The sequence below is a fragment of the Shewanella bicestrii genome, assembly GCF_002216875.1.
Taxonomy (GTDB): Bacteria; Pseudomonadota; Gammaproteobacteria; order Enterobacterales; family Shewanellaceae; genus Shewanella; species Shewanella seohaensis.
Genome location: NZ_CP022358.1, coordinates 3,211,590 through 3,236,290 on the forward strand (window position 1 = coordinate 3,211,590; position 24,701 = coordinate 3,236,290).

General features: G+C 39.3%; 21 protein-coding genes. 2 read left to right on the plus strand and 19 right to left on the minus strand.

The features are described from left to right. Nucleotide 1 precedes the first annotated feature (1 nt). The 17 genes from CF168_RS13935 to rfaH form a co-directional block, all read right to left on the minus strand. Complete coding sequence (locus CF168_RS13935) at nt 2-1,198, minus strand: glycosyltransferase family 4 protein (RefSeq protein WP_240520029.1); 1,197 nt, start codon at nt 1,196-1,198, stop codon at nt 2-4. Further along, entirely contained in the window at nt 1,195-2,286 is a 1,092-nt protein-coding gene (locus tag CF168_RS13940; RefSeq protein ID WP_089068165.1) for a glycosyltransferase family 4 protein, read from the minus strand. The genes CF168_RS13935 and CF168_RS13940 overlap by 4 nt, the downstream gene beginning before the upstream one ends. Continuing rightward, nucleotides 2,270-3,454, minus strand: a complete 1,185-nt coding sequence (gene wzy, locus CF168_RS13945; RefSeq protein ID WP_089068166.1) for an oligosaccharide repeat unit polymerase — start codon at nt 3,452-3,454, stop codon at nt 2,270-2,272. The genes CF168_RS13940 and wzy overlap by 17 nt, the downstream gene beginning before the upstream one ends. Further along, on the minus strand, nt 3,454-4,641 hold the full coding sequence (locus CF168_RS13950) for a glycosyltransferase (protein ID WP_089068167.1): 1,188 nt from the start codon (nt 4,639-4,641) through the stop codon (nt 3,454-3,456). Before CF168_RS13950 ends, wzy begins: the two co-directional genes overlap by 1 nt. Beyond that, a complete protein-coding gene (locus CF168_RS13955; RefSeq protein ID WP_089068168.1) occupies nt 4,638-5,897 on the minus strand; it encodes an O-antigen translocase in 1,260 nt (419 codons plus the stop codon). The genes CF168_RS13950 and CF168_RS13955 overlap by 4 nt, the downstream gene beginning before the upstream one ends. A 110-nt stretch (nt 5,898-6,007) precedes the next feature. Continuing rightward, nucleotides 6,008-7,138, minus strand: coding sequence for a dTDP-4-amino-4,6-dideoxygalactose transaminase (rffA, locus tag CF168_RS13960; protein WP_089068169.1), 1,131 nt, complete (start codon nt 7,136-7,138; stop codon nt 6,008-6,010). Nucleotides 7,139-7,141: 3 nt separating this feature from the next. After that, complete coding sequence (locus CF168_RS13965) at nt 7,142-7,663, minus strand: GNAT family N-acetyltransferase (protein ID WP_089068170.1); 522 nt, start codon at nt 7,661-7,663, stop codon at nt 7,142-7,144. Between the two features lie 10 nt (nt 7,664-7,673). Further along, nucleotides 7,674-8,711 carry a 3-oxoacyl-ACP synthase III family protein gene (locus tag CF168_RS13970; RefSeq protein ID WP_240520030.1) on the minus strand — a complete coding sequence of 346 codons (1,038 nt, stop codon included), beginning with the start codon at nt 8,709-8,711 and terminating at the stop codon, nt 7,674-7,676. After that, nucleotides 8,701-9,459 carry an SDR family NAD(P)-dependent oxidoreductase gene (locus tag CF168_RS13975; protein ID WP_089068172.1) on the minus strand — a complete coding sequence of 253 codons (759 nt, stop codon included), beginning with the start codon at nt 9,457-9,459 and terminating at the stop codon, nt 8,701-8,703. The genes CF168_RS13970 and CF168_RS13975 overlap by 11 nt, the downstream gene beginning before the upstream one ends. After that, nucleotides 9,449-10,459: a 3-oxoacyl-ACP synthase III family protein gene (locus CF168_RS13980; RefSeq protein ID WP_089068173.1), complete on the minus strand. Its 1,011-nt coding sequence runs from the start codon at nt 10,457-10,459 to the stop codon at nt 9,449-9,451. The genes CF168_RS13975 and CF168_RS13980 overlap by 11 nt, the downstream gene beginning before the upstream one ends. A gap of 16 nt (nt 10,460-10,475) precedes the next feature. Then, on the minus strand, nt 10,476-10,694 hold the full coding sequence (locus CF168_RS13985) for an acyl carrier protein (protein WP_089068174.1): 219 nt from the start codon (nt 10,692-10,694) through the stop codon (nt 10,476-10,478). A gap of 38 nt (nt 10,695-10,732) precedes the next feature. After that, nucleotides 10,733-11,608 (minus strand): glucose-1-phosphate thymidylyltransferase RfbA, encoded by an 876-nt coding sequence (gene rfbA / locus CF168_RS13990; protein WP_089068175.1) that lies wholly within the window; start codon nt 11,606-11,608, stop codon nt 10,733-10,735. A 77-nt stretch (nt 11,609-11,685) separates the two neighbouring features. Continuing rightward, nucleotides 11,686-12,756: a dTDP-glucose 4,6-dehydratase gene (rfbB, locus tag CF168_RS13995; RefSeq protein ID WP_089068176.1), complete on the minus strand. Its 1,071-nt coding sequence runs from the start codon at nt 12,754-12,756 to the stop codon at nt 11,686-11,688. A gap of 94 nt (nt 12,757-12,850) precedes the next feature. Further along, nucleotides 12,851-13,816 (minus strand): Wzz/FepE/Etk N-terminal domain-containing protein, encoded by a 966-nt coding sequence (locus tag CF168_RS14000; protein WP_089068177.1) that lies wholly within the window; start codon nt 13,814-13,816, stop codon nt 12,851-12,853. A gap of 111 nt (nt 13,817-13,927) precedes the next feature. Next, nucleotides 13,928-14,305: a four helix bundle protein gene (locus tag CF168_RS14005; protein WP_086904803.1), complete on the minus strand. Its 378-nt coding sequence runs from the start codon at nt 14,303-14,305 to the stop codon at nt 13,928-13,930. A 147-nt stretch (nt 14,306-14,452) separates the two neighbouring features. Then, the gene (locus CF168_RS14010; protein WP_089068178.1) at nt 14,453-16,966 is read right to left on the minus strand and encodes an SLBB domain-containing protein; all 2,514 of its coding nucleotides are present in this window, start codon (nt 16,964-16,966) and stop codon (nt 14,453-14,455) included. Between the two features lie 782 nt (nt 16,967-17,748). Beyond that, nucleotides 17,749-18,249 carry a transcription/translation regulatory transformer protein RfaH gene (rfaH, locus tag CF168_RS14015; RefSeq protein WP_011622099.1) on the minus strand — a complete coding sequence of 167 codons (501 nt, stop codon included), beginning with the start codon at nt 18,247-18,249 and terminating at the stop codon, nt 17,749-17,751. 474 nt (nt 18,250-18,723) lie between these two features. Here rfaH and CF168_RS14020 point away from each other — a divergent pair, with 474 nt between their 5' ends. After that, nucleotides 18,724-20,193 carry a peptide MFS transporter gene (locus CF168_RS14020; protein WP_011716441.1) on the plus strand — a complete coding sequence of 490 codons (1,470 nt, stop codon included), beginning with the start codon at nt 18,724-18,726 and terminating at the stop codon, nt 20,191-20,193. Between the two features lie 192 nt (nt 20,194-20,385). Here the strand turns inward: CF168_RS14020 and CF168_RS14025 are convergent, their stop codons facing one another. Then, complete coding sequence (locus CF168_RS14025; RefSeq protein WP_089068179.1) at nt 20,386-21,489, minus strand: response regulator; 1,104 nt, start codon at nt 21,487-21,489, stop codon at nt 20,386-20,388. A gap of 122 nt (nt 21,490-21,611) precedes the next feature. After that, nucleotides 21,612-22,397, minus strand: a complete 786-nt coding sequence (locus CF168_RS14030) for an MlaA family lipoprotein (RefSeq protein ID WP_089068180.1) — start codon at nt 22,395-22,397, stop codon at nt 21,612-21,614. A 221-nt stretch (nt 22,398-22,618) separates the two neighbouring features. Here CF168_RS14030 and CF168_RS14035 point away from each other — a divergent pair, with 221 nt between their 5' ends. Further along, nucleotides 22,619-24,691 carry a flagellar hook-length control protein FliK gene (locus CF168_RS14035; protein ID WP_089068181.1) on the plus strand — a complete coding sequence of 691 codons (2,073 nt, stop codon included), beginning with the start codon at nt 22,619-22,621 and terminating at the stop codon, nt 24,689-24,691. The last annotated feature ends 10 nt before the right edge of the window (nt 24,692-24,701 follow it).

The following is a 24,701-nucleotide window of genomic DNA, read 5'->3' on the forward strand; positions in this document are numbered from 1 at the left end:
GTCACTTCCTACTTAATAATTGTTCCAATTTAACTATAAATGGTGCTAACCGGCTATCCCAAGAAAAATTTTGTTGCACAAAAACACGTGCATTCTCGGTCATTAATCTAGTGCTTTCAGGATTTAAAATAATAGATTCAATAATATCGACATAATCTTTAACAGTATCAGCGATTAATAAATGTTGTTTATTTACTGCACCTATACCCTCAAAACCAATAGTAGATGTTATACAAGGCAATCCAAACGACATGTACTCAAGTACTTTATTTTGTATTCCTGCGCCAAGTCTCATTGGACATACAGCGATGTGGCCAGAAGCAGCACTTAAAGAAACATTATCAACACTACCAGTAACAACGACATTAGGATAACACAATAACTTCGCCTTGTTATCTTCGGATATTCGACCAATGACCTTAAAAATAAACTGCCCTTTCTCAGCTAAAATAGGCATAACATTTTTTGAAAACCACAATGCTGCATCCATATTTTGCAAAGAGCTCATATTACCAATAAAGATAATTTCAACTGGTTTAGCTCTATCAATTGGACGATAAGTATATTTTAGCTCATCAGTATCAACACCATTAGAGCAAACTAGCACTTTATCATGTTGTATAACATCAGGAAACAAGAAATCACGATCAACTGATGATACTAAAGAAGCAAAATCGAAATGCGATAATACATTACGCTCATAATGCTCCAATCTACTTTGTTCTAAACTATAAATTATAGATTTTAAACTACTGGTTCCTGATACAGACTTCACACGCTGGTAATTCAAAGATATAGCATCTGTCATTTCCAACACATGTATTCCTGATTTATTTATCAGATAATCCCCAACACGGATTAGATGAGAAACTGTCGCATCATGTTGAGACAATAGCCTTTTTAATTCCTTATCAAAAGCAGAACAACGATAATATGCAACTTGTAAAGGAGTTCGCGTTGGGATAGCAAGCAAGGTTCTTAAGTAAGATTTCCATTTTGGAAAATAAACCCGATGCACATGAGAAAATACATTGTCTGGCAGTTCCATCTCCATTTCAAATTTTGATTCACAAAGACTTAGTAAGGTTAACTCATAGTGATTTGATAAGGCTTTACATAATTGATAAATTCTAAGTCGATCACCACCAATAACAGGATAGGGAAATCTGGGCGTTAGTATTAATAATTTTTTCATCATGACCTTTCAAAAGATTCGCTAAATAGATCTAACATCGAAATAGAAGCTATATGAGGATCATTACTGACAGTACTTGGCAAACGACACGATAATGGTAGCGAGTTAGATAAATAAGCACGCACAGCGTGTTTAATGCCCTCGATAGAAGGCTCAAAAAAACAAGCGACTCCCCCACTAGCCTCTCTTAATGAAGGTATATCAGAAATCATCACTGGCGTACCACAAAGTTGAGCCTCTAACACTGGCATACCAAAACCTTCATATAAAGAAGGTAAAATAAATGTGCTCGCACAACTATAAAGCCCTCTCATATCCTCCTGTGCAACAAATCCGAGTTTTTTAATTATCCCCAGAGACTCCCCAATCGAAACAAGCTTAGGTAATGCACCATCCAACCAACCTTTACCACCTGCAATAGCTAAAAGAGGTAAATCAAAACCTTCTTCATGCAATTGCAACCAAGCAGTCACTAAGTTTACTAAATTTTTCCTTGGTTCCAACGTACCTAAAACCAACAAAAATTGCCGATTTAAATTGTACTTCTTGCTAACAGAAACTTGCTCAGCCATCGGAACAAGTCGATACACAGGATCAATTTGGGGATGAATAACTTTGTCAGGTGAGCGTTGATAAAATTGAACCATTTCAGAAGCTGTCGCTTGGCTAACCGCAACAATTTTATCAGCCAAACGAACTGATAGGGGCTGAAAAAATCGGCGCGACCAGCGACTGACCCATGGCATTGTCGAGCCAGCTTGACGATAAACCAAATCGTGTATTGTTAACACTTTACCCATATATTTTGGTAAGCCTATGGGTAGATAGCCATTCCCCCCCCAAAATACATCTACTCCATCCTTAATCAACATTGAACGTAGTTGTGTATTTTGCCATAAGGGCCCCTTCCTATAAGGAACAGAAACCTTAACATGTACGTTTTTTAAGGCAGGAAAAAAAATAGCCTGATTTGAATAAAGATAAAACTCATGTTGAGTTTGCTTTACCAACTCAATCAAAATGGCATAGATATAATTACCGACACCCGTTCTATTTTTAACCAATGCAGAAGCATCAACACCTATCAGCACGTCCACCTACCTTAACCATTGTAATAAATAATAAAAAAATCAAACCATACAAAGTATAAGCAAGCTCTTCCATAGAGCCACTTATTAGAAACTGAATTACTACATAAAAAGAAATAGGTCTACTATAGTTGGACGCTATAATAGACAAAATAATAAAAATAAAAACTAAGAGCCATATTGAGTAGACTAAAAAACACAGAAAGCTAAATGGCCCCCAATAATAAAAAAGAGATAGCTTCCCTAAAAAACCAAGATAAAAAATAACACCAGGATTAAACTCTCCTGTAACTAAATAAATATATAAAGTCTCTAAATTTTCACTACCTAAACCTAATAAAGAGCGTGGTAAAATTGCAAATAATGACTCGATAAAAAAGAATCCCTCACTGAAATAATTTGATGCCAATAATAAAAATTGCTCATGGTTTTCATAAACATATATTGCATTTGGCAAAACAGATAATCTAGAAACAAGTTTACTTAGCACTATCAAATAGTTAAAGTCATAATCGACACCATATCTAACATAGAATTTAATAGCATAAATATATGGTGCTAGTAAAAATAAAAACATCACAGAAAAAGTTACAAAAACAGTAAAGGGTATAGTTCTGTTTTTAGCATTAAACAATCTAATAAATAAAATCCAAAATAATGGAACAAAAAAACCACTCCAACCCATCGACAATTTCAATACAATATAAAATAAAAGGAGAAAAACAGAACGAAAATTCAACTTTTTGAAGCAGGCAAGATACAAGCCAAAAAAAACATCATAAGGTAAAATCCTAAAAATAAAACCAAATGATAAACTACTCTGATGCTCTGCCTTACCATAATCAAAAAGTAAGAAGCCAATCCAACCTACCAATGTTCCAACAAAAAACATTAACTCGAGATACCTATACATTCTCGACGAAACTTTATTACCTTTAATTATCAACTTATAGGCATATAAAAAAAATAAAAAATAAAATAAAAGACTTAGACAGAAAAAAAACTGTACACTAAACGCAACATCAAAATAGTTACCTATAGGATCTCCAACATAAAACCCAGTTTGATTCATAACAATCAAGGTAACTAAGTTTACAAAAAAATAAAAAAATATAATTATTTTTTCAGCACCATAATAGTTACTTGGAATAGGCATATTAAAATTAATCACTAATTTACCTTCCTAAATACTTGTGAAGCCAAAAATCTTATACAAAATGAGAATAATCCCCTAAAATTAAAAAACTCAGTTGCCAACTGAGTATCATCAAGTGCTGACACGTACAAATTAATGACATTCTTAGCTGAAAATAACTGAGCTTTTTTAAAACATTGATTGGCTATAAAGTCATATTGCTGTTGATTTAAACCAGCAAGCGTGTTTAACATTACTAAAATAGACTCTGTAGTGTAGGGCATATCGGGTTCAAAAAAACTAATCCCATCGATTTCATGAAAAAAACCATAACTAATCGCTTGATCCGCATATTCAATTGCCGGAATTACTGGCACACCACAAGCCGCAGCTTCAATAATTGCAGTGCCAGACCCTATAAACACAAAGGCATCACTCACTACTGATTTAAAATTTTTATAATCAAGTATGCCGTGCAAAAAAACCTGTTTATGTAATTGATGTTGATCTATCAAGTCGCGCATACTTTCTTCTAAAGGCCCATCCCCATACACATGCCATTCCAAAAAAAGCCCCTGAGCATTAAGCTCAAGTAAAACATTGAAGAAAGTGATATTATAAGTTTTAAAATCGACTAAACGACCGACAGATACAACTTTCTCACGCCGAACATGATTACGTTCAACAGGCAAATACTGTTCGACATCGACAATCAAAGGAACAATTTTCGCCTCAGATAAATCGTAATTTAATTTATTCTGGTGATAATTTCGGCCAGCTTCATTGGCAATAATTTTATTTTTATCTGGTACACAGTAGCAAAAAAGATCATTAATGACTTTTCGATGTAAATAACGCCAAGTGACAGGCGCACAAAACACTTCTGTTTGATATACACCAGCAACAAGGTGAGCGTTAGGATAGACCCAACGCTGTAAGATAGCTCCTAATAATAATGCATCATTAATGGTGACAAATATATGACCAAAATCTCGACCAACAGCCGCCCTAAATTTTTCAGGAGAATACAAACATACGTCAGATAAAAAAACTACATCTGCGATTTCTTTGAGCTGACTAAATAAACTATCATCATATTTCTTCCTCAATAATAATACTGTTGATTTAAAACCCTGCCGATTCAACTCTCGTATTACTCTTAACAGCAGTGTTTCTACTCCCCCAATTTCAAAATAGAGGTTAATAAATAAAATCTTTTTCAACGACTTTTTCTTAACTCATTTAATGAGTAGCAACTAAAAATTAATAAGATTAATGAAAAATATAAAGCGTAAGTTATTGCATACCCTTCTGCAACACCAATCGCTCCATTTTTCGAAATGAAATACTGAGCTATAAAATAAAATAAAACAGCCTGACTTAAATCACCAGCAATACTTAGTTTAGTCATAGCATTTGCAATTACAAGATAACCAATAACGTAAGTAGTCATTTTGAATATATCGCCAATTAGCTGATAATAAATAAATTCATAGGCTGGGATAAATTTATTAGAAAATAATAATGGTACTAAAAAATCTCTTAACAACCAGATTGAAGAAGTTAAGACAATGACAATAGGCAGCATTATCAACATTGAACGCCATACCGTTATTATTTGCTCACGTCCTTTACCAATTTCTGATAATCGCGGCATGTAGTAATTAGCCAAGACCATATTAATGAAGAGCAAATAAGCATCAGACAAACGAATTGCAGCCTGCCAATAACCTGCAACATCCCAATTAGAAACTTCTACCAAGTCATTCCTTAAAAGCATCTGCACCAAAGGCATACAAATGACAGTGGTAATAAGCATCAAAGAGAAGCGACTTAATTTAAAAAAATGGTTATTATTAAACGTAGGTTTTAACCACAAAAAAACATGAGGGTACTTTTTGTAAACATATATCAACGAGACAATAACAGGAGCAGCAGGCACAATTGCAAGACCAGCTAATAACCCTTTGGTATCAAAAAAATAACTTAAAGGCACTAATAGAAGCAAACTAAAAAAAGTACCAGATACATTAATAATATTTGTACCAATAATATCTTTGTGGCCGCTCACCCATGACAGTAAAATATTATTCAGAGCTATACCGAATTGAAGAATAAAAAGTAACCTTACTAACCAATCAAACTCATTTGTAGAAAATAAGAAAAAACCAATCTGCGGAGCAAAACACAAGCCAATAAAAAGCAATATTATCGAGGAAATAATAGCATATAAACTAACTGAACCGATAAAAACTGAAAGAGTCTTTTGTTCCTTCAAATACTCTGCAACATATTTTATGATACCAGTAGAGATCCCTCCTCCAGCGAGAAGAATCATAATATTAGACAGAGACATGAACTGTCCCATGAGCCCTAATCCATCAGGTCCTAAAATAAGTGCAATTAGTTTAATCAAAACAAAGCCAGCTATTAGCTTTGCTAAAGCACCAATAGCTGATATTACGCTGGCCTTAAACAATTAAATCACCATAAATTTATTAAAAGTTCAATAATTGTTATTGAACCAAACAAGAAAATTACAATTTAAAATTCAAAATACAATTAAAAGTATTAAGTAGTAAAATTAAGCTACTTTGCAATAAAAAATGAATTCACCAAATCACAAATATAATCTACCTGCTCATCAGTCAACTCATAGTACAACGGCAACCGCACTAAACTATCAGTGAAAAGATCAGAGTTAGACAAGTCTCTCAAAATATTTTTATCTAGATAATACTCACTTTTATTTAGTGATAAATAATGGAATACAGCATGTACCCCATTATCTTTCAAGTATTGAATTAATCCAGTGCGCTGTTCAAGGCTATTACATACTAAGTAAAACATGTGCGCGTTGTTCGTTGAGTAGTCGGCAACTATTGGTAACGCTACCCCAGTATTAGCGACTGAAACACTCAATTTATCATAATAGCGATTCCAAATTGCTTTACGTCTAGCTTGAATCTGATCTAGATTTTCGAGCTGAGCATAAAGATAAGCAGCAATAATATCTGATGGCAAAAATGAAGAACCAATGTCTACCCAACCATACTTTGCTACCTCACCACGGAAGAAAGAAGAACGATTAGTGCCCTTTTCACGAATGATTTCTGCACGATGGATATATCGTTCATCATTTATGGCCAACAAACCGCCTTCACCAGCAATAATATTTTTAGTTTCATGAAACGAGAAAGTACCAAAAGTACCAATACTACCAAGCGGTTTTCCTTTGTAATAACTATCAATTGCTTGTGCAGCATCTTCAACTACTGGAATATTATGCTGGTTTGCAATATCCATAATTGCATCCATGTCACATGCGACCCCAGCATAATGAACAACAACTATAGCTCTAGTTTTCGGTGTAATAAGTTTAGAAATTTCGATTGGGTCAATATTAGGATGATCTGGGTAACTATCTGCAAAAACGATCTTAGCACCACGTAACGCAAAAGCATTTACTGTTGAGACAAAAGTATATGACGGCGCAATTACCTCATCTCCAGGCTGAATATCGAGCAAAATCGCTGCCATTTCAAGAGCATCAGTACAAGATGTAGTTAATAAAGCCTTTTTGAATCCATAGCGCTGCTCAAAAAAATTATGACATTTCTTGGTAAAATGTCCATCACCAGAAATTTTGCCAGATGTAACAGCTTGTGAGATATATACTAGCTCTTTGCCATTTAAATATGGTTTATTAAAGTTTATCATATGCTATTCTTGTTGATTGAGTATTTTGTAAAATCGGTGATATTGATTATAAAATGATTCTTTATTTAAAAAACCTTGAACTATAGATTCTTTAATCTCTATTGAAAAACCTAACATTTTATTAAATCTAATCGCGCGCTTATTCTCTAAGAGGATTTCTGATTTTGCTGAGGATATTATATTATTTTTAAAAGCCCAGTCATACATTAAAAAAACTGCTTTCGAGGCAACCATACCATTTAGAAACTCTTCGGCACATAAAAAAACACCTCCCTCACCAACTCCTAAGTCATCAATATTTTTTATATTACAGCAACCTACTAAAATGTTTTCATATTCAATGATAAAATAATGATTTTTTTCTTTGTCAAGAGTAGAAAACCATTCAATTTGCATTTCAAGAGTTATGGAAACTTTTTGTTGCATAAAAGCTTGAACAAAATCGCTATTCCGCCAACATCTCAAAATATCCAAGTATTGATTTGATAATGGATGTAACTTTATACCAAAACCCTCGATTAACATAAATCACCCATTAGCACCATTCAACAATACACCCAGCCCAAGAATAGCCTACACCAAAGCCACAAATAAGTAGCTTTTCATTAGCATTAAGTTCGCTTTTATAAAGAGCACGTTCTATACCTAATGGTATTGTTGAAGATACAGTATTACCATACTCCTCATACGAAACTAAAAACTGTTCTGCACTAAACCCCGTTTTCTGTCTGAGTTTGTCGAGCATAAATTTATTTGCTTGGTGAAAAATAACTTTATCAACTTGTGCTTGATTCAGGTTAGTTTCATTTAAAATTTCTAGAATCGCTTTAGGTACAGTCTTTAATGTAAAGGTTAGTATCTCAGCTCCATTCATATATAAATTACATAACGAGCGTTTATTCCCACTTGAATCTACACTCTCAATAAACGATTGACTTGATATAGGATATTTTGAACCGCCATGAGGTACAATAAGATTAATGGCACCTTTTCCATCTGTACCAAATTTTACGCTATGAATAAAATCTCTATCAGCTAATTTACCTTGAATTAAGGTGGCTGTGGCAGCATCACCAAATAAGGTTCTCACACTTTTATCATTAACGTTTATATAGCGTGAATATAATTCCGACGTTAAGAGCAATACATTTTTAGCTTGTTTCGACTCAATCAATGCTTTAGCCATGCTCAAGCCATAGACATAACCTGAACAACCTAAATTAAAATCTAATGCTCCAGCTGTAGTTGGTATACCAAGTTCATTTTGTACAATACAAGCCGTAGTAGGTAACACATAGTCAGGACTTTGAGTACACAGAAGTACATAATCAACTTGGGTCGCATTTAGATTATATTTTTTAAAAAGATTTTTTGCCGCGTTTATAGCCATACTCGAACAAGTTTCATCTGTAGAAGCGATATATCGAGTACGTATGCCTGTTTTCTCATATATCTTGTCGACACTCCATTCGGGAAAATCGCTCGACAACTGTTCATTACTGAGTACATTTTTTGGTAAATATGAAGAAACCCCCAGAATATATGCTTTTATACTTTTTTTTTCATTGTGCACTATAACCACCATCCACAAATAAAGTTGTGCCAGTTATCCATTTTGATAAGTCACTACTTAAAAAGGCTGCTGAATAAGCTACATCTTCAGGCTTCCCAAGACCTAGAGGATGTTTATTAACAACCTTATTTAATTGAGCCTCTGTTAATTGCTTAGAAAAATCCATCATCATTTCTGTCTCAACTAAACCAGGCGCCAAACAATTTACTCTAATATTTGATTTAGCTAACTCCATTGCTAAAGATTTTGATAATCCCTCCAATGCAGCTTTACTTGCAGCATAAGTCGTATTTGCCGGCTCACCACAACTAGCTGCGACTGAACTTAAAAAAACAACACTAGAATTCAATGGATTAAATTTACCACGTCTTCTAAAGTTTTTAACGAGGAATTGAGCGCTTTTAACATTTATATTGAAGCAGTCATCAAAATCAATTTCTTTTAAAGCTTGTAGCGGCAATGTTTTCATGATACCAGCACAATGCACTAAACCATCTAATGGTCCGGCAACTTCGAAAACTTGATCCATGAAATTTTTTATTTCGTTTTCAGAACATAGATCAGCAGGGATTGCATAATGCCCATCTCCTGATAATAAATTCAATGTTTGAGTTAATCTTTCTTTGCTTCTTCCAGAAATAACTAATTTTGCACCTTGAGAACTAAAATACTTAGAAACTTCACGACCGATTCCTGAAGATGCTCCAGTTACTAAGATAATTTTATTTAGAAGTAAATTATTCACCATAGGGCATAACCTCAACAGGCAACAACAATGTTCTACTTAGATCACACATAACGACTCCCCATGACAAACCAACACCGAAACCAACAAGTAATGTTTTTTTGTAGTTATCTCGTTCTCGAGCACACAGTGTCAAAGGAATAGATGCACAACTCGTATTACCAAATTCATCAATACTAATCGGGACTTGGTCATGATTGAAATTAGATTTTTTCGATAAATGTTTAAGCATAAAATGATTTGCTTGATGATAAACACAAAGATCTATATCTTTAGCCTCAACATTTAAATCTTTCAAAAAATTATTAACTAATGATGGAACAGTCTTCAATGTAAAAGTAAAAACTTCTCCCCCATTCATCTCAAGATATGCATTATTAGCACCACGTATAGCATCAGATTTTATTTGCTCGCGCGAAACTATACTTTCCCAGCCAGCACCATCACTACCTAATTCAAAATAAATTACATCGTTTGACTCTTCATATTGAAGCGCAGTTGCGCTCCCCGCATCACCAAACAATAATTCAGTACTTCTATCACCTGGCTTTACTATTTTGCTTATAGTATCTCCAACTAATAGAAGTATTTTATTTATGCCAGAATTAACAAGACTAGCTGCAACTTGCAACCCATAGATATATCCAGAACAACCAAGATTAATATCGAATGCTAGTGCACTTGAAGAAAGACCTAATTTATTTTGCAATACACAAGCCGTGGCAGGCAATTGATAATCAGAGGTTTGAGATACAAATATCAAAGCACCTATATCTTTTGGACTCCAATTAAGTGAATGAATTAACTTAAATGCAGACGATAGGCACAGATCAGATGCTGTTGTCATAGAGTCAACAACATGACGAGTTTCAACACCAATGCTTGATACAAGCTTGAGGGTTTCTTTATTGCCGTAGACATTAGATAAATCTATATTTTTTACCTTTCGACTTGGTACGGTACATGATATTCCTTTAATCGAAATATTTTTTATGGCTAACATAAGAAACCCTCAAATTTTACTTTACCAAACTCAATAAATCTGCAACGGTTTTTGCCGCACTAACTTCCGCTGGAGATATAATTTTTTCAAAATTAGAGTCAACTTCTGAGATAAATGTTACTACAGCCAGTGAGTCCCATAAATCTTCATTAAGTTCTGTATTAAAAGTTAACTCCCCAATATCAACCTCTAAAATTTCAGCAATTATTTCCATTAACTTTGTTTCATTACTCATTTTTACTCTCCATTTACTTAATTTACTAGATATAACATTTAACGCACAGTGGATTTAAAAAGTGTAGATAAATAATGTCCATAGCTATTTTTGGACATTTCATTTGCAACTTTAAGTATTTGCTCATTACTTAGCCATTTATTTCGCCATGCAATTTCCTCTAAACAGGCGATCTTATAGCCTTGACGTTTTTCTATAGTTTCAACAAATGATGCAGCTTCTAATAAACTCTCATAGGTACCAGTATCTAACCAAGCAAAACCACGACCTAGCAGCTCAACATTTAACTCACCCATTTCAAGATAGGCTTGATTAATACTGGTGATTTCTAACTCACCGCGTTCTGAGGGTTTGACATTTTTAGCGATATTAACAACTCGGTTATCGTAAAAATACAGTCCTGTAACCGCAAAATTAGATTTAGGTTTTTGGGGTTTTTCTTCAATCGAAATAGCTTTTAGATCTTGATCGAATTCCACGACTCCAAAACGCTCAGGATCTTTAACTTGATAACCAAATACAGATGCACCAGTTGGTCTCGCGGCGGCTTTTTTAAGTATTGGTGAAAAACCTTGTCCCCAAAAGATATTATCACCAAGCGCTAAACACACATTATCATTGCCAATAAACTCTTCACCAATGATAAAGGCTTGCGCTAGGCCATCAGGTGTTGCTTGAACTGCATATTGCAAACTGATACCAAATTCACTACCGTCACCAAGTAGGCGCTGAAATGAAGATTGATCCTCTGGTGTAGTAATAATTAGAATATCTCGGATACCTGCCAGCATAAGCACAGAAATAGGATAGTAAATCATTGGCTTATCGTAGACAGGCAATAATTGCTTAGATACGCCTTTAGTAATGGGATATAAACGAGTGCCAGAGCCACCAGCGAGAATAATTCCTTTCATTAAAAAATAAGCTCCAAGATAAATAGGCCCTAGATTTAAAGAAAAATAAGGGTATTAAAACAAAATTGTTAAAAGGATTAAATGCCTAAACGCTCACGCTGATAAGTACCATCTTGAACATGCTTACACCATTCTTGGTTAGCTAAATACCACTCGACGGTTTTGCGTAGACCCGTTTCAAAAGTCTCTTGTGGCTGCCAATCAAGCTCTGCATTCATTTTGCTTGCATCAATGGCATAACGGCGATCATGGCCTGGTCTATCAGCGACATAGGTAATTTGCTCAGAATAAGGTGTGTTTTGGGGCACTAATGAATCTAAGATGCTGCAAATAGTTTGTACTACTTCTAAGTTCCGCTTTTCGTTATGACCACCAATATTGTAGGTTTCTCCAATTTTGCCCTCAGTAACTACTTTATAGAGTGCGCGAGCATGGTCTTCGACATATAGCCAATCACGGATCTGATCGCCCTTACCATAAATAGGTAATGGCTTACCTTCGAGCGCATTTAAGATGACCAATGGAATCAACTTTTCAGGGAAATGATAAGGACCATAGTTATTGGAGCAGTTGGTTACAATCGTAGGTAAACCATAGGTACGTGACCATGCACGTACTAGGTGATCGCTCGACGCTTTAGAGGCTGAATAAGGGCTGCTAGGCGCATAAGGTGTGCTTTCGGTGAATAAAAGCAGTTCAGAGTCTGCCGCCACTTCATCTGGATGCAGTAAATCGCCATATACTTCATCGGTGGAAATATGATGGAAACGGAATACAGCTTTACGCTCAGCATCAAGTTGCATCCAGTAATGGCGAGCAGCTTCGAGCAGCGTGTAAGTGCCAACAATATTAGTTTGAATAAAATCTGCAGGGCCGGTAATTGAGCGATCAACATGGGATTCTGCCGCCAAATGCATAACGGCATCGGGTTGATGCTTAGCAAATACTCTATCTAATTCAACTCGGTCACAAATATCTACTTGCTCAAATGCGTAACGCTCGCTTGCCGCCACGCTCACCAAGGATTCTAAATTGCCTGCATAGGTCAGTTTATCAAGGTTAATTACGCTATCGTGAGTGTTGCTGATGATATGACGAACGACTGCAGAACCAATAAAACCTGCACCACCAGTTACAAGGATTTTCACAAAAAAGACCTCGAAAAAATTAAAATTATTCGCTTATTTAAGTAAGAAGGATAATAGTGCGCTTCCGCACAATTTCTAAATTCTGGATTCTAGGTTATTTTCTTATAAAATGTCTTACCAATACCAACATCATACCCAACATGCCACCAAGTATCGTGCCTAGTACACATATTAATGCACGTTTTGGTTTGGCTTTTTCTTCAGGCGCTAATGCGGGGTCAATGGTTTTAAATACGTATTCATCACGCACTTCGGCAAACATAATGGTTTTTGCCTGTTCTTCAATGAGTTTATAAAGTACTGTTTTAATATCGGCAACATTGGTTAAAGCGATTTGCTTATTTAAAAACTCAGTACTGCGGTGCGCTTCAGCGACATCACGCTCCTTCATTACTTTATTAATATCTTGAATTAACCAAGTCACCCATTGCTGCGCGACTGTCGGGGATAAATGCTCAACCGATAAAGTCACCATTCCAGTATCTTTGGCTTTATTGACAACAATCATTTTGCTAAAGACTTTATAGGCCTCTTGCATTGATGGCTCAGGTTTAAATGGCGCTTTCACTTCGCGCACCCAAGTATTGGTTTGCTCGTTATATAGCTCAGGATCATAGATAAGTTTATCTGCATCTCTATCCCATTTTTCTGCCGCCATTAAATCGGTAAGGATATTGTGCTTTTGAATAAACTCGCTGGTAAATTGGCGAGACTTTAATACCTCAATTGCCAATTCTGTTTTATCTGTACCGCCTTTGCTACCCAGATTCACGCCCGCAAGGCTAGCTAAACCGCCAAATTGAGATGCTAAAGCGCTTAAACCACCACCTTGCTCCTCTGATGCGGGAGCAAGCAGTGCTTCGGATTTATAGATATTAGGTTGCTTTATGGCAAATATGACAGCACCTATGGTAAATACAGCGGTAATCGCCAAAATGATCCATTTGCCGCGCCAGATGACAGAAAACAGTTCGCGAAGATCGATTTCGTCGTCTTGCACTTGAGGGAATCTGGCATCGGATTGGTATGTGTTTGGATTTTGAGTAATTTGTGTATTCATTTTTTAGGTTCTAGGCCCTAGGTGCTAGGCCCTAGGAAAGCTTAAAGATATTTAAAGAAGGTGCTAGGTTCTACAGGGAATCGTCCTAGAGGGCGTAGGCAGCCCTAGTTTCTACGTACTTTTATAATCTGCGGACTCTTCTCGGACACTGCCTTTTCGTATTTTTATCAAAGAAGCAATCATTGCTGAAATTTCTTTAGCCTCTTTGATAAGAGTCATTCCGTTTTGTTTGTCTATTACGCCAATTTCAATCGCAATATATATCTGAGTTATCAGCTCCCCTGATGAGCCTTTTGCAAAATAAAGAAATCTTGCAGATTCAGCAGTTGATTCACGCTCTTCCCCCTCAGCAATATTTGAGGGAATAGAAACTGCCGCTCTGGTCATCTGATCTCTGAGCCCATAATCTCTGCAATTCTTAAGTTCCTTGTAGACATCACATGAAAGGCGGCAAGCTCGTTTCCAAACATCCAGTTGTTCGAATCGCATGAGAGCTCCTTAATTAGAGAAGGTTCTAGGGCCTAGAGGCCATAGGCCGTCCTAGATTCAAGGGCCTAAATCCTAGAGCCACGCAGTGGCGTTCTAGAGGCCGAAGGCCGTCCTAGATTCTAGGGCCTATGGCCTGCGTTCTATCTCTTAAATCCCCGATATCGCGGATACAGCCACAGCGGTGTTATAGATAATGCCGGTCACTTGCGTCCATAGCGTGAGGTTATCTTTGTATTCGGTATCTAATGGTACAACTATGGTGTCACCAGGTTCCATTGAGCTACCGCCAGTAAACCACAATGAAGATTCAGGCATTTGTACCGAGCCATCAGCTTTTAATATATAAGTGCGTGATTCGTCAGCGCGTTTACGTGCCCCACCGGATAACGCTAAATACTGTTCGTAGGTTAGACCAGTTTTAAAGCGATGAGTGCTTGGGTGTTGCACTTGGCCCATAACAGAAACCGTCTGGTTAGCAGGTGGAATGTAGAGTGCATCTGCATCTTCTAGCATTAAATCGGCACTTTCGATACCTAATTCAATCGCATTGATATCGACAACTAAACGACCAACCGTTTTAACGTTTTCCAACTGATTTAACATCATTTGTGCATCGTTATAACCAACGGTAGGCGTGTCTTTGGTTAAGGCTTTTGCTGCAATCTCACGGCGCAACTCATCGGCAAGCTTAGCAAGCTCTTGCTGTTCTTTCTCTTGAATAGATTTGCGTAAAAAGACTGCACTGCGGGGTGCAGCATCACTCGTCATCCCCCCTGCACGAGCAAGCACTTGTTTTAAGGTTTCGCCGCGCTGGATACTGTAAGTACCGGGGAATTTGACTTCACCTTTAATGGTGACCCAGCGAGTTTCTTGCCAGTCTGGCAACGTACGTACGGTTAATATGTCACGGCTTTGCAGTTTGATATTGGCAGCCGGATCATTTTGCATAACGCGGTCTAAACTAAGCTGCACATGTTCTACTGTGACACCGTTTTGCTCAGACACTTGTTGGCGAGTGAGCTCTGCAGATAAGGTATATGCACCTTCTTCTAGCCCGCCTGCAGCTATAAGTAAATCTTTAACATCGGCATTAACCGTTATTGGATACTGGCCAGGAAAACGCACATTACCATTGATATTAACTAGCTTCGCTGCATCACCAAAACGGCTTTGCTCTTTTAACTTTTTAATAATGGGCTTAAGCAGCTCCTCACGATCTGCATAGTCAAATACGATGACTGAATCTCGTGGCTTTAGCGCAAGATTATAATGCGATTTTGGTTCACCGATGGCACGCCCGAGGTTGATACGCTCAACTTCAATATCACCCCGTTGGTTGATTTCTCGAACGAGTAGACTGTAATCCAAGTCGGCGGAGATGGTTAAATCCCCCCAAATTGAAGGCAATAAATCAGCAACCGTTAGACCATTTGTCCATTGATATTTACCAGGGCGGATGACTGCACCAGAAACTGTAATAGCATTATCAATCCGGCTTGAGGCTGAGCGCACATTTAGTAGGTCGCCATTTTTAGCTAAGGTGCTCAGGCCTGAATTTTCAGTTAAATCAACGCTTACCACGGTTTTTACCGCTTCACGGCTGTAACGTTCAATGGTGCTCGCTTTAGGATAAGCACCAGGGTTTAAACCACTGGCCATATTAATTACATCGGCCATGGTTTCGTTATTTTTTAGCTCGTAAATCGCAGGGCGACGTACTTCACCAATCACACTAACGCTGCCACCTGCAGATGGGATAAACACTACGTCTCCAGATTGTAAACGCATATCCCCTGAAGCGTCACCACGAAGTAATAAGTCATACAAGTCTAAACGAGCAATGGTTTTTCCAGAGCGTTTTAATTGAATATCACGCAAACTGCCAATTTCGTTCACCCCGCCCGAGATAAATAGAGCTTGGGTGATAGTCGATAAACTCGACACTGTGTAGGAGCCTGGTTTGTAAGCGTCGCCAGCGACAAAAATCCGAATCGAGCGTAATTCACCCATGGTGATATTGGATTCGATACCAATCATGCTTTGGCTGATTTTCTGCTGTAATAGCTCGCGAGTTTCTGCAAATGTTAGCCCGACTAAGGAAATAGGGCCCAAATTTGGAAATTGCACGGCTCCATCACGCCCCACGGTTAATGTGAACTGATTGTTTTCTTTACCGAAAAATTGCACATTTAAGGTATCACCAGGGCCTATCATATATTCAGAAGGCACTGGTACATCTGAAACAGGTGCAAACGTACTTGGTGAACCAGCAAAGAGATCATAACCAAAGCGTTTTAGTTGGTCTTCTTTTTTGCTTTCAATCGCCTCAACCTTTGCTTCAGATTTAGTCGCTTGGTTAAGTTTATCATCCTCAGATTGATCAACGACTTTATTACCATTTTCTGTTCGTGGCGTAACCACAGGTGGGTTTTCAACAACAGTAGCAGTAGATGAGGCCCCCGTGATCATTGACGGATCAATACCGTATTGGCGAGCTAAACGTTCTTGCTCTGACTTAGGTAGTTGTTTGAATTGCTCTATCATCTGCGGAGAGGGCGTAATAGCTTGCGCCTGTGTGCCCATCAATATCGTGGCAGTGATGCCAACTAATATTGCGGTTTTGGGAACCGCTTTGATGTATTTTTTGAATTGTTGTAACACCAGATATCTCCGATTGGGTAAAGATGATGGAAAACATTAAAAGCTGATCGGGCTTTGCCCTGCGAGAAGATTGTACTTCTAAGGTCTAGGCTCTAAAGCTAACTTGCGAGCTTTGCAGAGCGGCGCTTTGGATTGTGCCCTAGAGGCCGAAGACCATCCAAACAACAGCGCATGGATATCGTTCATCGAAACCTGACACGCTATCGACCCCTTTGGCATCCGCTGAGCGAATAAAACCATTCATTCGATGTCATTCGGACACGCTACCGCCCATAGATTGCGGCCTCTATATTGCCCTTCGCATTGCGAAAAATTAGATTTTTTAATAGGTTAAAGCTATATCTCAAGGTATATCGAACTTTATCACTTACCCATGTTGAGACTTAAGATTTAAGTACCAGGTTCATGCTTTCGGTCTTCGAATAACAGAGAAATAATGCCTGTTAGAAACCTAAGGTCAGAACTTGCTACAGCATAAAATCAAATAAAACGTTTATTGTAAAAACTAAGTTCTAGCGGCTTAAGCAGTGGCAGATTGTACTGCTAAACCACTACGCAGTTTGTTTAATTAATGGCTACCACACCTTGCCTGGTTGCTTTTTATGCACTTTTTCTTTTAACAAACAACGTAAATTCAAAAATAGCCAGCAAAATATTGATTAAAAACAAAATTTTTATTTTAATCCTAATCTTGTTTAAATTTTATAAACTCAACTTATAGCAAATTTCTTACACGTCTCTAGGTTAAAATCCTAAACCAGCAAAGTGAAATAGTTAATAAATCACACGCGCTCAACAGATTGCATTGGAACTGTTAAGGTTTTGATTTGCCCCATGATATTAAATAAAACTTGGCAACGTTTGTTTGGGCATTTTTCTTGAAAAATGCCTTCTAAATCAATAAATGGCCCATCTTTAAAGCGAATTTTTTCCCCGGTTTTTAGTTCTAGTTCGTGGTCTAAAACCGCTTGGGAAGGCGTTAATTCTTTCATGCGAATAGCGTGAATAATACGATCGTCTATAGGCGTCATTTTTTCCTGACAATTGACGATTCGGCTCACGCCGCGAGTAGAGTTGACCTGCTTAACACTGGTTTGGCTTGGGTCGAAATTGATGAACAGATAATTTGGGAATAGAGGTACGCGACAGATCCGCTTCTGCCCGCGTTGAGATTTTTCTTCAGAAACCATCGGTAAGTATGTCTCTAAATTTTGAAGCGCTAAGTTCTGTTGTGCCCTCGCTTCACTTCGAGGTTTACAATACAAAAGGTACCATGCCTTCATCTACTAATCTCACTACCCTATGTTAAGTGACGTCCATTCACGGCTCGCAATCATAGCAAAGTTGTGAATAGGGATGGAAGCAGTTTTTTGGCGCAAAAGGATTGCCGCTCGGTATATGAACAATAACGACTTATATTAGTAAAATCAGCATTAATCGGCCTTTGCCGTAAGTTGCAGATAATCTCACCAGTTAGCAAGCCAAAATTGACTTTAGCCACTTTTAAAGGGTATATAAGGTGGGATTTTAGCGAAATCGTTCAATTTAATGCTATAAAATATTACTTTTATTATAAGAACGTAACAATAACTCATACCAAAGCCGCCGTAATTCAACAAGTTACTCTTGCTTTAAAGCTTCAGTAAACCAACGAATTCACAGTGGATAAATGAGAAGAGCAACAACCATTTTTCTGTGGTGACATCATCCTGTTACAGGGGCGCCACAGGCAATCACGAGCTTAAGGTGGAAACTTCATGAGCGTAGCAAAACCACAAGGGACGATGCTTGGTCATCCCAAGGGCCTGTTCCTTCTATTTACAACAGAACTGTGGGAACGTTTTAGTTATTACGCAATGCGCGCCATTTTGGTGCTGTATTTAGTGGACAAAGTGCAGAGTGAAGGGGGACACGGTTTAGGTTGGACGCAAGCCGATGCGATTTCACTCTATGGTACATTCACTGGCCTAGTTTACTTAACGCCGCTTATCGGTGGCTGGTTAGCAGACACCTTTTTAGGCCAACGCCGCGCGATTATGATTGGCGGTACTTTAATGGCCGCAGGTCAATTTATTCTCGGTACGCCGCACGCTTGGGTACCTGGTATGGAAACCGAAGTTTTCTATGTCGGCTTAGGAACCTTGATCTTAGGTAACGGCCTATTCAAGCCGAATATCTCTACCATGGTAGGCGATCTGTACGAAGAAGGTGATCATCGCCGTGACGGTGCATTCACCATTTTCTATATGGGGATCAACGTCGGTGCTTTCCTATCGGGTATTATCGTAGGTTCTGTGGTGGCGGCTTATGATGGCAACTTCCAAGCCGGCTTTATCTGTGCCGGTATTGGTATGATCCTGTCATTAATCATCCAACTTGTGTTTGCGCAAAAGCTACTTGGTGATATCGGTAGAACCCCAGCTGCTAAGCTTGAAAAGCAAAAAGCGGCAGAAAAAGGCGAAGTTCGCAAAGAGCCACTCACCAAAGTTGAGCGTGACCGTATTAAAGTCATCATGGTGATGGGCTTATTTACCATCATCTTCTGGGCGGGGTTTGAACAAGCTGGCGGCTTGATGAACCTGTTCACGAATGACTTTACCGACAGAATGATCGGTACTTGGGAAGTTCCAACCACTTGGTTCCAATCCTTAAACGCGATGTTTATCGTGATTTTTGCACCTGTTGTAGCTTCGATTTGGGTTCGTTTAGGTAAGAATGAACCAAACTCCCCTGTTAAGTTTGCTTTAGGCTTAGTGCTATTAGCCGTTGGCTTCTTATTCATGATCGGTGCCGTTGTTGAGATGGGTGGCGATGCTTCAGCGAAATCGAGCATGTGGTGGTTAGTCGGTGCTTATTTCTTCCACACCATGGGTGAGCTTTGCTTATCACCAATTGGTTTATCTATGGTGACTAAGCTAGCCCCATTACGTATAGCTTCATTAATGATGGGTTCTTGGTTCCTGTTCGTTGCTGCTGCTAACAAGATTGGTGGCGTAGTGGGTTCATTCATCGGCCACGGCGGTGAAAAAGAAGAACAACTCGCCAATGCAATGGCCATTTTCTCGGGTATCGCGATTACTGCAGCACTTTCTGGTGTGGTCTTATACTTCATGGCCGACAAACTTGTGGATTGGATGCATGGTGCAGAAAGCAAGCATCACAACGAAGCCGAAGCGTTAGAAGATGAAATCGCCGTCACCGGTGAGCATGAAGCGATTAAACGTTAATCTGCTTTAGGTTCAATCAATAAAAAAACGCTGCCATGGCAGCGTTTTTTATTTGTAGCTTAGATAATTAACATAAGCGTCGAGCTAATTTCCGATTACATTTTAGATTAACAGTCGATATCGCCAACCTTCAAATTCATTATCATCGATACGCACAAAGTCACTGTAGTGGCATAGTGAATTTAGCCACAGTTATAGGCTTAATTGCATAAAGCCACCCGCGGGTAACTGTGAATCATAAACAAGGCCTTTAAATTGGTTTTCTAAAAGTTGCTGCTTGTGTTCAGGCTCACTGGTGGCGATACAAAGCTGCTCCTGCGGCAATATAGTGCGAAACTGAATCCTCGGTTTCCCCCAGTCTAACATCCCCAATTGCAAGCTCTCAGAAAGCGCTAATGGACTCAAACCTTCATCATTACGCAAGTAGCACCTCAGCCCCTTACCAGCTTGCGCAATCGCGGCGCGATACCGAGTTAATTCGATAGCGACATAAATAATATCGACTGTGATATCGAGGCCAGATTTAACTAAACGCTCGTTCAAATAACTCAACATATTAAAGGGCTCGATGATCGTCTTGCTTTGGCCACTACGATAACTTTTGAGCTTTTGGTTAACAAAACTGCGCAGCAATACACAGGCAAAAGCCGCTCTATTGTCTTCGGGATAGAGATGGGCCATATACATGATGAGGTAGTCACTGCCCACCATAGTGGAATCAATAAAGTAACTGCTGATATCGCTACTCTTAAATAGACTGTAATCCACTTTGGCCGTGGGATAGCTGATGTTAGAAGCAGGAAACAGCTGCTGCTGAACTTGCTTTGCCGCTTCGACACTTTGTTCTAACAGAACCAAGTTATCCTTAAGCTCTTGATTAGATAAAGCATCAAACTCGGCTTGAGTCACATCATCGGAATGGTGTCGTTGCAACCCCTGCTTTATCGCTTGTTCGATGATAAATAAATCGGGGACGGGTTTTACGAGATAATCACAGGCACCAACACGCAGGGCTTCAACGACATCCGCCATTACGTTATTACCAGAGACCACAATTGAAGGCACCAGCGGCTCTAATTTACTCATTTCCTTGAGCATATCGAGTCCACCGAGTTTAGGCATGCTGAGATCGGCAAGAATAATATCGAAACGTTGTTGCTTAAAAATGGACAGTCCCTGCTCACCATCGCAGGCCTGCACAACTTCGGCACCGCGCCCAATCAGAAAAGTGGCGACGATTTGCCTAAAGACCGGATCGTCTTCGACCCAAAGAATAGAAACATCATTTAACGCCATAAAGATTCCCGAATAACATTCATTGCGATAGCAATAACTCAATCATGACATCGGAAGAATCATTCAATACGGCAAGGGCTTGGCTGCAAAAAAGGATTTACAGCCAAGTACAGCGCATAAGCTTACTCAAGTTCCTGCATGTACTGATCGAGCAACTCATCATCTTCTTGTTTTTGAGGAACATTGCCATCATAGACTTTATAGTCCATGTGTTGTAAGTACGCATCTTTCACAAAGGTATAGGGATCGAGCGCATTATCAACAAGCCTTTCTTGGTCAATCGCCGATGCTCTCGCATGAAGACTCTTAAGTCCCCATTTAACAATGGATTGCCACACTGTTAGCTCAGATAGTGGAAAGTATAGACCATCAACCCAATCCGACGCGAGTTCTCGCACTACATAGGGGCCGGCAAAGGGAGCCATAAAATACGGTCCGTTTGGCACGCCGTAGTAGCCTAGCACTTCGTTAAATTCATCTTGCTTGCGTGGCATCCCCATCATATCGGCCACATCAAATACCCCGAGTAACCCGATTGTGGTGTTCACCGTAAAACGGCCGCCAGCATTTGCCGCCCAGCCCCATTTACCCTGTAAGGCGTTGTTAACTAGGCTACTCGGTTCTTCCAAATTCTGTACGAAGTTGTTTATCCCCGTTTTGGCGGGCAATGGCAGATAATCGTTGTATCCATGTGCGACAGGACGATAAATATACCGGTCTAAATACAGATAGTTGAAATCCCACATTGCACGGTTAAATCCCTCAAAGGGATCACGCGGGTCATCGTAAGTAATCTTTACTGCTGAAGCCGTATCCTTTGGAGTAGTCTCAGGTACAGTCGCCTCTGCCCCATACACCTTAGGCAGTAATGCAAATCCTAAAAGTACCCCTAGCGATTTAAACTTCATATTGCTCTCTTAAATAAATGTACTGCTTAGATATCGAGTTTTGCTAAAGTGACCAAGGACAAGTGACGATAAAAGATTATTCACCTGAGTGGCATACTCTAGTATGACAGAGAAACTGTCGTTGTTTTTACAAAGCGCATAAGCATACTTGGCAAAACATTTTGGTCAATTGTTAATTTTTCAAAATAGCGTGCCGTTAGATACACCAACAAGGGCCTAACATGGAGTCTATTCCTCTAATTAATACCGCCAATGCGCAATTAATCACTTCAGCGGCCTCAATCGATGCTGCAAGCGTTAGCTCGCGCCCTATTCCTGCTGAAGTGCAGATCTCTCCCGAGGGCGATAGTATTATTCTAAACGGTACAGAATATAATTTAAAGCTTGTTAATGCACAGCAAAGACAAGCGCTCATTGTGGCAAGCCATTTTTTAGTGAATCAAATCGCTCCACAAGCCAATACCACTGTGAATGCGACTGTACCTAACGCGCAATTATTGACCCTAGGCGCAACTCTAACCCTTAAATTGCCCGACGCGATTGCACAACTTGCACAGCAAAATGGTATTTCCCTAGATAAGCTCTATACCCTAGCAGCTAGGCCACAAGGGTATCCACTACCCAATGTCACTGTTACAACGAAAGAATTTCAATTTGTGAACGGGACAGTGGTGCCACAGGATCCTGGTACTCGACTCAGCGCAGGAGAATTTCAAGCGAATATCAGCTTCTCTCAAGGCCGGCCTATTTTAGTCTTGACCCCAATACTGAGCAAACTTGAAATCCAAATTGGCGCGCCAATAAATGAAACTCAGCTTCCCATTATTGATAAACAAGCAGCCAATGTGGTGATCTCTAAAACTGAACCGGTTCAGGTAATTGCCACATTTTTGCGAAAACTTGAGGGACTGACACCTCAAGCTGAATTATTAAATACGTCAAAACCTAGTATTCAAGCCCAAGTGGCACCAGATAACAAAGCGGCTGTGGGGGTGACGACCTCTTCGGCAACAGATAATCCAACCAGCAAAAACAATGCATCGGCGCTTAGTATTCAAACCAGTCTACAAGCGAATACTGAACCTAAGTTGACTACTGTAAATCAAACGTTAAATACCACGGCGCAATCGCAAGAAACTTCCCAAAATCAGCAAAAAGCACAAGTGCTTGATGCTAAGACGTTAGAATCCAAGGCCTTTGAATCTAAGCCTTTTGAATCTAAGTCCCTTGAATCTAAACCACTAGAATTAAAACCTTTAGAAGCTAAAACTATGGCATCGGGGGCGAGCAATCTCGATAGCAGTCGCAACTCGCTTTTAGCGGCCAAGGCTCAACAGGAACTCCCCCCTACAAGTTCCACTAAAACTGGCTTAGTCGGTAACGAGTTGCCGCTGAGTCTCAAACCACAGGCAATGGAGGCTCAATTAGGCGAAAAAACAAATAAGTCCACCGAGGCACAAATCAGTGTCAATGAGGTGCTACAGAAAGCTTTTACCAAAGCTGGAGCCTTACCATTAGAACAAATGCTCGCGCGCGGCGGAGCAAATCTCGCGGCAGAGTTATTAAAGCATTTACCTCATTTGAGCCCGCCAACATTAGGACAATTGAGTGACCCTGGGGAGCTTAAAGAAACGATGTTCGGGCTTTCAGCCTTAAACCTTGCCGCGCCACAACTTAATCCAGCGACGGTTTTGATGAATGCCAATGCGATTACCTCGCTGTTTCAATTATTACTGGGATTCAGGGCCAATAATGCCAACAATAGCATCAGTCAAAAACTGGCGGATTATTTAGAGCTACTCCAGGCTAAAACGGGCTTATCGACCAATCTGCTTGGACAATTGAGTAAAGCCGGGGGACTCGAGAGCATGGGGCAATTGGCTTCAAGCTTACACCTCTACCAGCAAGCCAGCGGCGAGAACAACGGCAATCTGGTGTGGTTTTTTGCCCTGCCCTATGGCATCAACCAGCGGCACGAACAGCTTGAGGGTAAATTTGAACGAGATGCCAATGACGATGAACAGCAAAAGTATAAAGGTTGGCATTTGCAGTTGAAGTTTAATCTTGCACAGGGGCCGCTGCTGATTTCGGCACGCTTTCATCAGCAAGTGTTAGATATTCAATTTAAAGGTAATAGCCAACAACTGCTCAATCGCGTCGATAATTTTTTAGCCCCCCTAGGCCAAAAATTATCCCAGTTAGGCTTTACTCCCGGCGAGCTTTCCACGCAAATAGCACAAGTGCCGGCGACCCTACTCCCTGGCGATCATTTTTTAGTGAAAACACGCGCATAGAATCGAGAAC

Bases quoted from the DNA above. Each gene is read 5' to 3' on its own strand.
- CF168_RS14005 (WP_086904803.1), bottom strand. From the start codon at position 14,305: ATGCGATTCGAACAACTGGATGTTTGGAAACGAGCTTGCCGCCTTTCA.
- CF168_RS14020 (WP_011716441.1), top strand. From the start codon at position 18,724: ATGAGCGTAGCAAAACCACAAGGGACGATGCTTGGTCATCCCAAGGGC.
- CF168_RS13985 (WP_089068174.1), bottom strand. From the start codon at position 10,694: ATGAGTAATGAAACAAAGTTAATGGAAATAATTGCTGAAATTTTAGAG.
- CF168_RS14025 (WP_089068179.1), bottom strand. From the start codon at position 21,489: ATGGCGTTAAATGATGTTTCTATTCTTTGGGTCGAAGACGATCCGGTC.
- CF168_RS13965 (WP_089068170.1), bottom strand. From the start codon at position 7,663: ATGTTAATCGAGGGTTTTGGTATAAAGTTACATCCATTATCAAATCAA.
- CF168_RS13935 (WP_240520029.1), bottom strand. From the start codon at position 1,198: ATGATGAAAAAATTATTAATACTAACGCCCAGATTTCCCTATCCTGTT.
- rfaH (WP_011622099.1), bottom strand. From the start codon at position 18,249: ATGAAGGCATGGTACCTTTTGTATTGTAAACCTCGAAGTGAAGCGAGG.
- rfbA (WP_089068175.1), bottom strand. From the start codon at position 11,608: ATGAAAGGAATTATTCTCGCTGGTGGCTCTGGCACTCGTTTATATCCC.
- CF168_RS13980 (WP_089068173.1), bottom strand. From the start codon at position 10,459: ATGTTAGCCATAAAAAATATTTCGATTAAAGGAATATCATGTACCGTA.
- CF168_RS13975 (WP_089068172.1), bottom strand. From the start codon at position 9,459: ATGGTGAATAATTTACTTCTAAATAAAATTATCTTAGTAACTGGAGCA.
- rffA (WP_089068169.1), bottom strand. From the start codon at position 7,138: ATGATAAACTTTAATAAACCATATTTAAATGGCAAAGAGCTAGTATAT.
- CF168_RS14030 (WP_089068180.1), bottom strand. From the start codon at position 22,397: ATGAAGTTTAAATCGCTAGGGGTACTTTTAGGATTTGCATTACTGCCT.
- CF168_RS14035 (WP_089068181.1), top strand. From the start codon at position 22,619: ATGGAGTCTATTCCTCTAATTAATACCGCCAATGCGCAATTAATCACT.
- CF168_RS14000 (WP_089068177.1), bottom strand. From the start codon at position 13,816: ATGAATACACAAATTACTCAAAATCCAAACACATACCAATCCGATGCC.